The sequence below is a fragment of the Lysobacter sp. Root667 genome (assembly GCF_001427715.1).
GTDB lineage: Bacteria > Pseudomonadota > Gammaproteobacteria > Xanthomonadales > Xanthomonadaceae > Lysobacter.
Genome location: NZ_LMHF01000009.1, coordinates 294,723 through 308,297 on the forward strand (window position 1 = coordinate 294,723; position 13,575 = coordinate 308,297).

Sequence of the window (13,575 nt, forward strand, 5' to 3'; positions counted from 1 at the left end):
TCCCTACAGGATTCCGCCCATGTCCCGACAGATCGTCCACACCGACAAGGCTCCCGCCGCGATCGGCCCGTACTCGCAGGCCGTGCGCGTCGGCGACACCGTCTATCTCTCCGGCCAGATTCCGCTGGACCCTGCCACCGGCCTGGTCATCGAAGGCGACATCGAGGCGCAGGCGCACCGCGCCTTCAGCAACCTCAAGGCCGTCTGCGAAGCCGCCGGCGGTTCGCTCGAGAACGTCGTCCGCCTGGGCCTGTTCCTCACCGACCTGGGGCACTTCGGCCAGGTCAATGCGGTGATGGGCGAGTACTTCAACGCGCCGTACCCCGCGCGTTCGACCGTGCAGGTCTCGGCGCTGCCGCGCGGCGTCGGCTTCGAGGTCGACGCGATCATGGTGCTCGACTGAACGACCGCCGCCGCGCCGCGCTCAGGCGGGCGGCAGCGCTTTGCGCGGCATCGCTTCGTCCAGCAGCCGCTCGCGCGCCTCGCGCGGCGTGCTGCCGGTCAGGCGCTTGAACGCGCGACGGAATTCGCGCGGGTCCTTGTAGCCGATCGCCGCGGCGACGCCGGCGATCGGCCGTTCGCGGTCGCGCAACAGCGCATAGGCCTGATCGATCCGTAGCCGGTCGTGCAGCGCGTTGTAACGCGTGCCCTCGGCGCTGAGCTGGCGGCGCAGGGTGCGCTCGCTGACGTGCAACTGCGCGGCGATGTCGGCCAGCTTGGGGTCGCTCGCCAGTTGCGCGCGCAGCAGGCGCTCGACCGCGGCGGTGGTTTCGCCGGGGGACTGGGTCGCCGGCATCTGTGCGCGCAGCAGCTCCAGCACCTGGCGTGCCGCGATCGGGTTGTGGGTGCTCAGCGGATGCGCCAGCCAGCGCTCGTCCAGCACCAAGCGGTCCTGCGGCTGGTCGAACGCGACCGGGCATTCGAACACCTGGGCGTAGCGCTCGGCGTAGTCGGGCGCCGGATAGTTGAACTCCAGGCGCAGAGGCCGCAGCTCCGTGCCGACCAGTCCGCGCGCCAAGGCCAGGCAGCTGGCGAAGAACTCCTCGCAGACGAAGCGATGGATCGCCGGGATCGCCACGATCATCTCGCCGGCCAGGGCGATCTCGCCCGGTGCGGCCGCGCTTTCGACGAAGCGCATCAGGCTGCCGACCACGGGCGTGAAGCGCAGGCCCAGCGCGATCGCCTCGCCGAAGTTGGCGGCGGTGGTCATCGCCAGGCCGAGCAGGCCGAAGTTGCCGACGTTCTGCTGCGCCCCCAGGTCCAGGCCGATCGACGGCGGCAGCACCCGCAGCGCGCGTTCGACCACGATCGCGGTCTGGCGGTCGGGCAGGCGCACGCCGGGGTCGTCGATCTGGGCGCGGCTGAGGCCGGTGCCCTGCAGCCAGTCGGCGCTGGACACGCCGAGCTCCTCCGCGCTGCGGAACAGTCCCCACAGCAGATTCGGCGACATCAGGGCGATGTCGGCGCGCGGCGTCTCCTGGATCCGATGCGGCATCGTTCTCGCAACTTGGCCGTTAATCCCCCCTTAGTGTGCCGCAACTGCCCTCACGCGTGCTCGCGACCGCGGCCGAGACTCGTGGATGGAGCGGCGGCGCCGGCATGGGGGATGCGGCGCAGCCCGAACGCAGCGGCGCGCGAGCGCGCCGGCCACGACCACACGGGGAGCGCAAAACTCGATGAGCAGACTGATCCTGGCATTGTCGATCGTGATCGTCCTGGCCGCCTGCGGCCGCGACGCCGGACCGGCGCACGTGCCCAGCGCACAGGTCGCGGCCGGCGATCCGGCCTTTGCCGACACCCTGCGCACCCGCCTGCTCGACGCCAAACCCGGCGACGTGATCGAAGTGCCGGCCGGCCGCTACAGCTTCGACCGCAGCCTCAGCCTGCGCGTGGACGGGGTGACCCTGCGCGGTGCGGGGCCGGACAAGTCGGTGTTGAGCTTCAAGGGCCAGAAGGCCGGCGCCGAAGGCCTGCTGGTCAACGCCAGCAACTTCACCATCGAGAACATCGCCATCGAGGACAGCAAGGGCGACGGCCTCAAGGTCAACGAAGGCGAGCACATCACCATCCGCAACGTGCGCGTGGAATGGACCGGCGGCCCCAGCACCAAGAACGGCGCCTACGGCCTGTACCCGGTCAAGACCCGCAACGTGCTGATCGAGAATTCGGTCGCGATCGGCGCTTCCGACGCCGGCATCTACGTCGGCCAGTCGCGCGACGTGATCGTGCGCAACAGCCGCGCCGAGTTCAACGTCGCCGGCATCGAGATCGAGAACACGATCAACGCCGACGTCTACGACAACGTCGCCACCAACAACACTGGCGGCATCCTGGTGTTCAACATGCCGGCGCTGTCGCAGCAGGGCGGGGCGATCCGGGTGTTCAAGAACAAGGTGTACAAGAACAACACCGCCAACTTCGGCGCAAAGGGCACGCCTGTGTCGAGCGTGCCGGCGGGCAGCGGCATGGTCGTCAACTCCAACGACGACGTCGAGATCTTCGACAACGACATCAGCGACAACGCCACCGCCAACATCATCATCTCCAGCGTCTACTCCACCGGTTACAAGGACGAGCAGGCGGCCAAGGATTTCGACCCGTATCCGGAGCGCATCTCGGTCTACGGCAACCGCCTTTCCGGCGGCGGCGACGCCCCCGACGGCTTCGATCTCAAGGCCCTCAAGGTCGCCAGCTACGGCCTCAGCGGAAGCCTGCCCGACGTGCTCTGGGACGGTTACCGCAACCCCAGGCCGGCCAAGCCGGGCGATCCGCACTTGTGCCTGCGCGACGTGTCCGGCGTGCTCAATGCCGACGGTCCCGGCGGCTACAAGAATCCGAGCAAGGACATGGCGGGCTACGGCTGCACCCTGCCGAAGCTGCCGGCCATCGATCTCAAGCGCGGCTAAGCGATGACGGGATCGCGATCGCGCACCTGCTTGTTGTTGCTGCTGTTGTCGTGGCTGGCCGCCTGCGATCGCGCACCGGCGCCGGTGCGCTTCCACGCCCAGGGCCAGCCGGCCCTGCTCAGCGACTGGGGCGTGCTGCGCGTGGCCGACCACCATTTGCGTCTCAACGACGGCGTGGTGCCCTACGAACTCAACACGCCGCTGTTCAGCGACTACGCGCACAAGCTGCGCACGGTCTGGATGCCCAAGGGCGATGCGGCGCGCTACGTCGCCGACGGCGCCTTCGATTTCCCGGTCGGCACCGTGGTCAGCAAGACCTTCTACTACCCGCGCGTGCCCGGCGAGGCCGCCGATAGCGACGTGGTCGCGCGCAGCGGCAGCGCCGATGGCGAGTTCCATGACGGCGCGCTGGATCTGGCGAAGGTGCGGCTGATCGAAACCCGGCTGCTGGTGCGCCGCCAGGAAGGCTGGATTGCGCTGCCTTACGTCTGGAACGCCGAGCAGACCGAAGCCAGGCTGATGCGCGGCGGCGAACTGGTGGCGCTGAGCCTGCAGGCCGCCGACGGCAGCCGCGAAAGCGCGACCTACCAGGTGCCGGATCAGAACCAGTGCGGCGGCTGCCACGGCACCGACATCAAGAGCAAGGCGCTGCAGCCGATCGGGCTGAAGGCGCGCCATCTCAATCGCGACTTCGGCTACGCCGGCGGCCCCGCCAACCAGCTCGCACATTGGCAGCAATTGGGCTATCTGCGCGATGCGCCGGCGCCGGACGCCGCGCCGCACGCGGCCGACTGGCGCGACAGCGCCCGCGCCAGCCTGGACGCGCGGGCGCGCGCCTACCTCGACATCAATTGCGGCCATTGCCACAGCCCCAAAGGACCGGGCAACACCTCGGGCCTGTGGCTGGACGCGGCGACCGACGAACCGCTGCGCCTGGGCCGCTGCAAGCTGCCGATCGCGGCGGGCAAGGGCACCGGCGACCGCCGCCACGACATCGTGCCGGGCGATCCGGATGGGTCGATCCTGGTCTACCGCATGGGCAGCGACGACCCGTCGGCGATGATGCCGGAGGTCGGCCGCAGTGTGGTGCATCGCGAAGGCGTGACGCTGATCCGGGAATGGATCGCGGCGCAGCAGGGAGATTGCGGCTAGCGCCCGGCGAGGGCGTGCGCTGCGTGGGGAGGGCGACGGGCGTGTTCGGGGGAACGCGTCGCCCATGTCGAAAACGAGCGTGAAGGAAGATCCCGATGCTCTTGCGTAAACACAAGCTGGTCACCGCGATCGCCGCACTCTGCGGCGGCGCCGTCCTCACCTTCGGCGCGCCCGCGCCGGCGCGCGCGCAGACCGCGCCCGAGCCGCAGCCGCGCGCCGAGGCCAAGGACCTCGACACCATCACCGTCACCGCGCAGAGCCGCGAGCAGGAACTGCAGGACGTGCCGATCGCGCTGCAGGTCGTGACCGAGCAGCTGATCGACGATGTCGCCGCCGAGGACCTGGGCGATATCGACAGCTTCGTGCCGGGACTGGTGGTCAACAGTCAGCAGCCGACCCAGCCCAGCTTCCAGTTGCGCGGCATCAGCACCGACGACTTCGGCATCGGCACCGATCCGGCGGTCGGCATCTACGTCGACGGCGTCTATGCCGGTCGCGGCGGCGGCGTGCTGCTGCCGTTCACCGACGTCGAGCGCATCGAAGTGCTGAAGGGCCCGCAGGGCACCTTGTTCGGCCGCAACACCGCCGCCGGCGCGGTATCGATCGTGACCCGTAAACCCGGCAGCGAAACCGAGGCGCGGGCGCGCCTGCGCCTGGGCAACGAAGGCAAGATCTACACCGACGCCATGGTCAACCTGCCCACCGGCGAGGACTCGGCGCTGCGCGTCAACGCGCTGTTCAACCACAGCGACGGCTGGATCCAGGACGCCAACACCGGCCGCGACCTGAACCCGGAGAACAACTGGGCCACGCGCGCCGCGTTCAAGCTCGGCCTGGGCGAGCGCACCAGCGCCCTGATCAGCTGGGACCACGAGAACCTCGACCAGCTCGGCCAGGCCACCACCGGCATCGTGCCGCTGCCGCCCGCACCGGGCCTGCCGACGCTGCCGGTGGACGAGGCCGGCTACCTCGATCCGCGCAAGATCCCGACCGCGGTCGATGTCGAAGGTAACGAAGAGTCGCGCCGTTTCGACGGCATCACCTTCATCCTCGACCACGGCTTCGACTGGGGTTCGCTGACCGCGACCACTTCCTGGCGCGACTACGACTCGGTCAACCGGGTCGAAGAGGACGGCACCGACCGCAAGTACCTCTACGTCGACTCGACCAATACCGAGAGCAACCGCAGCCTGTACCAGGAGTTCAAGTTCGCCGGCAGCACCGACCGCATCGACTGGGTCGCCGGAGCGAGCTACTTCGAGGAAGAGGCGCGCCAGACCAGCGAAGTCAACGCGATGACCGACTCGGTCGACACCATCGTCCACAATCTGGGCATGGCGCCGACGCCGACCGGTTACTTGTTCGGCTACGTCGATCAGCAGCTCGAAGCCTTCGGCATTCCGGTCCGCCTGCTCGGCCATCGCTGGAACGAGAAGTTCAACAACACCCTCGACACCAAGTCCTATGCGGTGTTCGGCGACGTGATCTGGCACGCCACCGACAAGCTCAACCTGACCTTCGGCCTGCGCTACACCCGCGACGAGAAGGAGTTCAGCTGGCGCAACGATCCGCGCTACGCGCCGACCCTGGACGCCGCGCTGGACCAGCTGGAGGCGATGGGTTTCTTCAGTCTGGCCGGCATTCCGCGCGAGGCCTTCGTCTTCGATGTCGCCTTCATCGACCCGCCGGCGCTGCTCAACAAGGGCCTGACCAACCGCACCAAGCGTGCCTGGACCGACTTGAGCCCGCGCTTCGTGGTCGACTACCACTTCAGCGACGACACCATGGCCTTCGCTTCCTTGGCCAAGGGCTACAAGGCCGGCGGCTTCAACTCGCTGCAGATCGGCAGCCGCTTCGACAACGAGGACGTCTGGAACCTGGAGGCCGGCATCAAGCAGGCCTTCCCCGACCAGCGCCTGCAGTTCAACGCCTCGGCCTACTACTACGTCTACGACAACCGCCAGGCGGTGCGTCTGGACACCACCACCAGCATCCCGCGTTTCGTGGTCGACACCTCCGACCTGGAGGCCTACGGCCTGGACTTCGACGCGCGCTGGCAGGCCACCGACGCGCTGGGCCTGGACTTCAACGCCTCGTACATCGATTCGACCTACAAGAACTACGTCACCCCCGAGGGCGTGGACCTGGGCGGCAAGCCCACCGGCGTGCCGCATTGGTCCTTCGCCGGCGGCTTGACCTACCAGTGGTACTTCCAGGACGCCGGCGATCTGCGCTTCTCGCTGCGTCATGCCTACCGCGGCAAGAACCGCTGCACCGCCGAATCGCAGTCGCAGGGCAGCTGCGGCATCAGCCCGGCGCTGGACCTGGGCGAGGCGCGCAACCGCACCGACCTGCGTCTGGCCTGGACCGCCAACAGCGGCCATTGGGGCCTGGCGCTATACGGCAACAACGTGTTCGACAATCAGTACATCAACGCGCTGGGCACCTACGGCATGGGCGTGCTCGGCACCGTCGGCGCGCGCGTGAGCGAACCGCGCACCTACGGTGTGGAGTTCAACGCGAAGTTCTGAGGGCGCCGCAGCCCGGCCGCGCGCCGGGCGACGACACCGGACCCCGACGCCGCGAGGCGCCGGGGTTTTGGTTTGCGCGCGTTACCGGCATGCTTAGCCGATGCCGAAGCGCAAGGGCGGGGCATCCGTCGATCTCCAATTGCTGCCGCTCTCCAGCCTGCCCGGGGTCGGCCCGCGCGTGGCCGAGAAACTCGCCGCGCGGGGCCTGACCACCCTGCAGGACCTGTGGCTGCAGCTGCCGCGCCAGTACGAAGACCGCACCTCGATCACCCCGATCCAGCTGTTGCAGCCGGGCGTGGCGGCGCAGGTCGAAGGCCGCGTCGAAGCGGTCGAGCGCGGCTTCCGTTATCGGCCGGTGCTGCGCGTGGCGATCGGCGACGACAGCCGCGGCACCCTGGTGCTGCGTTTCTTCCATTTCCGCGCCGCCCAGGTCGCGCAGTTCCGGGTCGGCGCACGCGTGCGCTGCTACGGCACGCCCAAGCCCGGGCAGATCGGGCTGGAGATCGTGCATCCCAGCTATCGCGTGCTCGACGATAACGACGGCAGCGCGCTCGGCGACCAGCTCGATCCGGTCTATCCCGCCGTCGAAGGCATCGGCCCGGTCTCGCTGCGCCGGCTGATCGGCCTGGCCCTGGACCGCCTGCCCGACGAGGACGCGCTGGAGCTGCTGCCGCACGAGCTGCGCGAGCGCCTGCAGCTGCCGACCCTGCGCGAGGCCCTGCTGACCGTACACCGGCCGCCGCAGGACGCCGACGTCGCCGCATTGATCGCCGGCACCCACCCGGCGCAGCGTCGGCTCGCGCTGGAGGAATTGCTCGCGCATCACCTGAGCCTGCGCCGCCAGCGCATCGCCCAGCAGGCGCACAAGGCGCGCGCGCTGAAGGGGATGGCCCTGGCCGAGCGCCTGCGCAAGGCGTTGCCGTTCGCCCTGACCGGCGCCCAGCAGCGCGTGTTCGCGCAGATCCGTGCCGACCTCGCCAAGCCTTCGCCGATGCTGCGCCTGGTCCAGGGCGACGTCGGCAGCGGCAAGACCGTGGTCGCGGCGATGGCGGCGATGATCGCCGTGCATGCCGGTCGCCAGGCCGCGCTGATGGCGCCTACCGAACTGCTGGCCGAGCAGCACCTCAACAATCTGCGCGCCTGGCTGGAACCGCTGGACGTGCGCGTGGCCTGGCTGGCCGGCAAGGTCACCGGCCGTGCCCGCGCCAAGGTGCTGGAGGAAGTCGCCAACGGACAGGCCCAGGTCGTGGTCGGCACCCATGCCTTGATGCAGGAGGGCGTGGCTTTCCGCGATCTGGCCCTGGCGATCGTCGACGAGCAGCACCGCTTCGGCGTGCACCAGCGCCTGGCGCTGCGCGACAAGGGCGCCGGCGGCAGCGTCGGCGCCGACGCGATCGTGCCGCACCAACTGGTGATGACCGCGACGCCGATTCCGCGCACCCTGGCGATGGCGGCCTACGCCGACCTCGACGTCTCGGCGATCGACGAGCTGCCGCCCGGCCGCACGCCGGTGCAGACCGTGGCGCTCAGCGACGAGCGCCGGCCCGAGTTGGTGCAGCGTATCCGCAGCGCCTGCGCCGAGGGTCGCCAGGCGTATTGGGTCTGCACCTTGATCGACGACTCCGACGAGGTCGTGGCCCAGGCCGCGCAGACCACGTATGAGGAGCTGTCCCGGCAACTCACCGAACTGCGCATCGGCCTGGTCCACGGCCGCATGAAGGCCAGCGAGAAACAGGCGACGATGCGCGCATTCAAGGACGGCGCGGTCGATCTGCTGGTCGCGACCACCGTGATCGAAGTCGGCGTCGACGTGCCCAACGCCTCGCTGATGATCATCGAGAACGCCGAGCGCCTGGGCCTGGCGCAACTGCACCAGCTGCGTGGCCGGGTCGGCCGCGGCCGCGCGGCGTCGAGCTGCGTGCTGCTGTACCGCTCGCCCTTGTCGGGCCTGGCGCGGCAGCGCCTGGAGACCATGCGCCAGACTCACGACGGTTTCTTGATCGCCGAAAAGGACCTGGAACTACGCGGTCCCGGCGAACTGCTGGGCACGCGCCAGACCGGCCTGGCCGGCTTCCGCGTCGCCGATCTCGCGCGCGACGCCGACCTGCTGCCGCTGGTGCAGGAGGTCGGCGAAAAACTGCTCGCGCAATCGCCCGAACTGGCCGAGCGCATCGTCGCCCGCTGGGTCGGCGGGGCGGTGCGGTACGCGTCGGCTTGATCGGGAGGGGACGCGAGCGCGTGGTTGCGGGCTCGTTCCGGGTCCTCATTCGCCCTGCGGACACCTTCCCCCGCAAGCGGGAGCAGGCAGGATCGCAGGCTTGAGGGTCTGAAGCCCTCTCCCTGGAGTAGCGGTTAGGGGGAGGCCCGGTCTGGCGTCGATCCGGAATCCGCCGCGCGCCGCAAACGCCCGGGCCCTGACTTTCGCAGCCCCCGCCACACAAACCGCCGAAACTCTGGCTATAGTGTCCCGCCGCCAGGAGCGCACCCCCCGGATGCCGGGAGCCCCTCACAACGCGGCTACGCAATGGTTCGGCCCGGCTTTCGAGCGGCTGCACCCTCTGCTGCAAGCGCTGCACCGCAGCGGCGGCACTCTGAGCGGCGAAGTCGCGATCTCCACCGGTACCGGCCTGGCCGGGCGCCTCGGCAAGCGCCTGGCGCGACGCCTGGGCATTCCCCTGGATCGTCCGCGGCGCGGGTTTCAGGTCCGCATCGTCCACGACGGCGAAGCCATGCACTGGCGGCGCCGCTTCGACGACGGCAGCGAACTGGTCTCGATCTTCCATCCCGTCGGCCGTTACCCCGACGGGCATTGGCTGGAAAGCACCGGCCCGGCGCGCCTGCGCCTGGGCGTGGACCTCGACGGCGGCGGCTGGCGCTGGCACCTGCTCTCGGTCGCGCTGCGCGGCCTGCCGCTGCCGCGCGTCCTGTTCCCGCGCACCGACGCCTACAAACGCATCGAGGACGGCGACCGCTATCGCTTTGCCGTCGCCTTCTCCCTGTTTCCCCTCGGCGAACTGCTGCGCTACGAAGGCGCGCTGCACGCCATCCCGGCCGATCCGGCCGTTACTGTCGAAAGAGTGGTTACATGACCGACCGCATTCCCCTGCTTATCGATACCGACCCGGGCGTGGACGACGCGCTCGCACTGCTGATGGCGTTCAACGATCCGCGCCATGAGCTGGTCGGTCTGACCATCGCCGCCGGCAACGTCGGCCTCAAGCACACCGTCGCCAATGCGCTGAAGCTGTGCGAAGTGTCCGGGGTCGACGTGCCGGTGTTCGCCGGCGCCGCCGCGCCGTTGCTGCATCCTTCGCCGGACGCGGGCTACGTGCACGGCCAGGACGGCTTCGGCGACGTCGGCTACGAGGCCGCCCGGCGCCAGGTCGAGGCCGAGCACGCCGCGCTGGCGATCCTGCGCCTGTCGCACGAGCATGCCGGCAAGCTCCTGCTGGTCGCGCTGGGCCCGCTGACCAACATCGCGCTGGCGCTCAAGCTCGATCCGACCCTGCCCGAGCGCGTCGCGCGCTTCGTGGTCATGGGCGGGGCGGTCACCTGCCGCGGCAACATCACCCCGGCGGCCGAGTTCAACATCTACTTCGACCCGGAGGCCGCGCACATCGTGTTCGAGGCCTTCCCGCGCATCGAACTGGCGGACTGGGAGGCGGTGATCGCGCACGGCTTCCTGCACGACGACGTGGTCCAGTGGCTGCGGGCCGACAGCCCGCGCGCGCGCTTCTACGAGCGCATCTCGGAGAAGACCCGGCTGTGGTCGGCCGACCGCCGCGGCGCCCACTGGCATGCCGCCGACGCCCTGGCGATGGCCTTCGCGCTGGAGCCCGAGGGCGCCGTCGAGGTCCTGGACCGGGCCCTGGCGATCGAGCTGGAGGGGCAGCACGGCCGCGGCGCGACCGTGGTCGACTGGCGCGGCGAGGGCGGGGCTCCGGCCCGGGTCGCGATCCTGATGCGCTACGACCAGGAGCGCTTCCAGGGCCTGATCCGGGCTGCCCTGGCGGCCGTTTAGCCCAGGACTTGCCTCGGGCGGGAAGGGGCCGCTATAATGCCGCTCTTTCCCGCATCAATTTGTGAGTGCCATGAAGGCAGGTATCCATCCCGAGTACCGCGACGTCGTTTTCCAGGACGTCACCACCGATTTCCAGATCGTGACCCGTTCGACCCTGTCGAGCAAGGAAACGGTCAAGGTCGACGGCACTGAGTACCCGCTGATCAAGGTCGATATCTCGTCGGCTTCGCACCCGTTCTACACGGGCAAGCACAAGATCATGGACACCAGCGGTCGCGTCGACAAGTTCCGCAAGCGTTACGCGCAGAAGTAATCGCGGCGCAAAGTTGCACGCAGAACGGCTGCCTTCCGAGGCGGCCGTTTTTGCGTTTGCGGTCCGCCGACAGGAACCGGCCTGAAGCGGCCGTTCGCTTCCGCCGGCTTGCGGGCATCCCGATGCGGCGGATCGTTCGCGTCGGTCCCGGTGCGCTCCATCAATCGTCCTGACGGTCGTTCGCGATCGCGGCCGGCGCTTGCGCGGCCGATCGCCCGGCGGCCGCGTTCCGTGCCGGTCGGCGCTCCGTTCGTCCTGCCCATCCACCGTATGCGCAGCGCATCGCCGACGCCGCATCGACCCCGTCAACGGAACAGCCCGGCCCGTCCCCGCGACCAAAGTCCGAGCCGGTGCTCCACGTCGGTATGCGATAATTTGTGGACGCGGCATGTCCGCGATTCCCTGTCCCCACCTCGCCCGCGGCCATCCCTGCGGTGCGCAGACATGAGGAGCTGTTCGTGTCCGCTTCTGATAAATCCGCTGCTGAGAAAGCTGTCCCGAATAAACCCGGCTTCGACCAGGTGACCCTGGCCGCCGGCGACAAGAGCGTGACCCTTCCGGTCCAGCACCCGGTGCTCGGCGCTTCCTGCATCGACATCGCCAAGATGCCGAAGGAAACCGGTCTGTTCACCTACGACCCGGGCTTCACCGCGACCGCCAGCTGCAAGTCGGCGATCACCTACATCGACGGCGACGAGGGCGTGCTGCTGTACCGCGGCTATCCGATCGAACAGTTGGCCGAGAAGTCGAGCTTCCTCGAAGTCGCCTATCTGCTGATGAACGGCGAACTGCCGACCGCCAGCGAGTTCGACAAATTCGAGCACGAGGTCACGCATCACACGATGATGCACGAGGCCTTCCGCACCTTCCTGTACGGCTTCCGCCACGACGCCCATCCGATGGCGATGCTGGTCGGCATGCTCGGCTCGATGGCGAGCTTCTATCACAACGAATTGGACCTGGACGATCCGGAGCAGCGCCGCCTGACCGCGATCCGCCTGATCGCCAAGGTGCCGACGATCGCCGCGGCCTGCCATCGTTATTCGATCGGCTGGCCGATGCGCTATCCGAAGAACAACCTCGACTACACCACGCGCTTCCTGCACATGCTGTTCGAAGTGCCGAGCGAGCCGCTCGAGCTGAGCCCGGTCGCGGCCAAGGCGATGGACCTGTTGTTCATCCTGCACGCCGACCACGAGCAGAACGCCTCGACCTCGACCGTGCGTCTGGTCGGTTCGACCGGCGCCAACCCCTACGTCAGCGTCGCCTCGGGCGTCGCGGCGCTGTGGGGTCCGGCGCACGGCGGCGCCAACGAAGCCGTGCTCAAGATGCTCAACGAGATCGGCCGTCCCGAGAACGTCAAGGCGGCGGTCGACAAGGCCAAGGACAAGGAATCGGGCTTCCGCCTGATGGGCTTCGGCCACCGCGTCTACAAGAACTACGACCCGCGTGCGGCATTGGTGCGCAAGATGACCCACGACGTGCTCGGCGAGCTCGGCGTCAACGATCCGCTGCTGGAAGTGGCGATGAAGCTGGAAGAGGCGGCGCTGCAGGACGACTACTTCGTCCAGCGCAAGCTCTACCCGAACGTCGATTTCTACTCGGGCATCATCTACAAGGCGCTGGGCATTCCGGTGGAGATGTTCACCGTGATGTTCGCGATCGCGCGCACCGCGGGCTGGGTGTCGCATTGGCTGGAGCAGCAGAACGATCCGGAGAACAAGATCGGCCGCCCGCGCCAGATCTACACCGGTCACGGCGTGCGCGACTACGTGCCCACCGACAAGCGCTGAGCCGTCGTCACCGCGTCATCGAACGCCCCGCCCAGTGCGGGGCGTTTTCGTTTCCGGCGGCCGGATCGAGCCGGGGGTTACGGCTGAGTCGCGGCCGTCGGATGCCGTCGGGACTGTGCCGACTGTGAGAGCGGCGTAAGCCGCGATCGCTCGCGCGGACATCTCCCGCCCGCGCCGCGGCTCATCGCCGCGCCCGCAATCAGCCGCCGCTTTCGTAACCGGCGATTTCCTCGTCCGCCAGCAATTGCCGCAACTGCGCCGCCGAGGCGCGCTTCATCGGCTTCTCGTCGACGCCCGACAGAGGGGCCTGGCGCAGCACGTCCAGAGGCAGCACGGTCAGGTCGAAGCTCAGCTCCTCGGCGCTGAATATCCAGACAGGGAAGTCGTCGCTGCGTTCGCGGTCCAGGCGCAGGTGGCGGCTGCGGGCCTCGGCGGGAATGCCGTGCTGGTCGAGGAAGCGCGATGCGGCGTCGGGGTCGTCGCTGTACAGGTGCAGGGCGACCGGGCTGCGGGCATCGGCGGTGCCGTCCAGGACCGGGCCGACCAGGCGCGGCTCGAAGGCGCTGAAGAATTCCATCGCGCGCAACGCGGCTTCGCGGCGCTGGCGCAGGCCGACCAGGTTGTCGCGCTGGAACAGGCGCTGGTACTCGCGCAGCGCATCCTCGATCTCGCGATTTCGCGGTAGCGAGGCGTCGTCGTAGATGCCCAGGCGTTCGGCTGCCTTGAGCTTGGCTTGGTGGTAGTCGCGGATGCCGCCTTCGGCCATCAGCCGTGCGGCCTCGTGGGCGAGGCGGTGGCGTCGTTCGCGGGTGCGGGTCTCGGCATGCTGCTGTGCGTGCTGACGGGCGTGGTGTGGCAT

The 13,575-nt window shown here is 68.9% G+C and carries 11 protein-coding genes; 9 read left to right on the top strand and 2 right to left on the bottom strand.

The window, feature by feature from the left end; translation table 11 throughout:
- The first annotated feature begins 19 nt into the window (after positions 1-19).
- On the top strand, positions 20-403 hold the full coding sequence (locus tag ASD78_RS05045) for a RidA family protein (RefSeq protein ID WP_055903883.1): 384 nt from the start codon (positions 20-22) through the stop codon (positions 401-403).
- Positions 404-424: 21 nt separating this feature from the next.
- Here ASD78_RS05045 and ASD78_RS05050 read toward each other — a convergent pair whose 3' ends face one another.
- The gene (locus tag ASD78_RS05050; protein WP_056098786.1) at positions 425-1,495 is read right to left on the bottom strand and encodes an AraC family transcriptional regulator; all 1,071 of its coding nucleotides are present in this window, start codon (positions 1,493-1,495) and stop codon (positions 425-427) included.
- 181 nt (positions 1,496-1,676) lie between these two features.
- Between ASD78_RS05050 and ASD78_RS05055 the strand changes: the two genes are divergently transcribed.
- The 8 genes from ASD78_RS05055 (at position 1,677) to ASD78_RS05090 (ending at position 12,716) form a co-directional block, all read left to right on the top strand.
- On the top strand, positions 1,677-2,906 hold the full coding sequence (locus ASD78_RS05055; protein ID WP_056098789.1) for a parallel beta-helix domain-containing protein: 1,230 nt from the start codon (positions 1,677-1,679) through the stop codon (positions 2,904-2,906).
- A gap of 3 nt (positions 2,907-2,909) precedes the next feature.
- Entirely contained in the window at positions 2,910-4,058 is a 1,149-nt protein-coding gene (locus ASD78_RS05060) for an SO2930 family diheme c-type cytochrome (protein ID WP_056098791.1), read from the top strand.
- Between the two features lie 95 nt (positions 4,059-4,153).
- Positions 4,154-6,589 (top strand): TonB-dependent receptor, encoded by a 2,436-nt coding sequence (locus tag ASD78_RS05065; RefSeq protein WP_056098793.1) that lies wholly within the window; start codon positions 4,154-4,156, stop codon positions 6,587-6,589.
- A 100-nt stretch (positions 6,590-6,689) separates the two neighbouring features.
- The gene (gene recG / locus ASD78_RS05070) at positions 6,690-8,807 is read left to right on the top strand and encodes an ATP-dependent DNA helicase RecG (protein ID WP_056098795.1); all 2,118 of its coding nucleotides are present in this window, start codon (positions 6,690-6,692) and stop codon (positions 8,805-8,807) included.
- Between the two features lie 274 nt (positions 8,808-9,081).
- Entirely contained in the window at positions 9,082-9,678 is a 597-nt protein-coding gene (locus ASD78_RS05075; RefSeq protein ID WP_056098796.1) for a DUF4166 domain-containing protein, read from the top strand.
- Positions 9,675-10,610 (top strand): nucleoside hydrolase, encoded by a 936-nt coding sequence (locus tag ASD78_RS05080; protein ID WP_055903863.1) that lies wholly within the window; start codon positions 9,675-9,677, stop codon positions 10,608-10,610. The genes ASD78_RS05075 and ASD78_RS05080 overlap by 4 nt, the downstream gene beginning before the upstream one ends.
- A 70-nt stretch (positions 10,611-10,680) precedes the next feature.
- Positions 10,681-10,923, top strand: coding sequence for a type B 50S ribosomal protein L31 (locus ASD78_RS05085; protein ID WP_055903860.1), 243 nt, complete (start codon positions 10,681-10,683; stop codon positions 10,921-10,923).
- Between the two features lie 458 nt (positions 10,924-11,381).
- On the top strand, positions 11,382-12,716 hold the full coding sequence (locus tag ASD78_RS05090) for a citrate synthase (RefSeq protein WP_082559719.1): 1,335 nt from the start codon (positions 11,382-11,384) through the stop codon (positions 12,714-12,716).
- A 199-nt stretch (positions 12,717-12,915) separates the two neighbouring features.
- On the opposite strand, the gene ASD78_RS05095 is transcribed toward ASD78_RS05090, so the two are convergent.
- On the bottom strand, positions 12,916-13,575 hold the full coding sequence (locus tag ASD78_RS05095) for a hypothetical protein (RefSeq protein WP_056098799.1): 660 nt from the start codon (positions 13,573-13,575) through the stop codon (positions 12,916-12,918).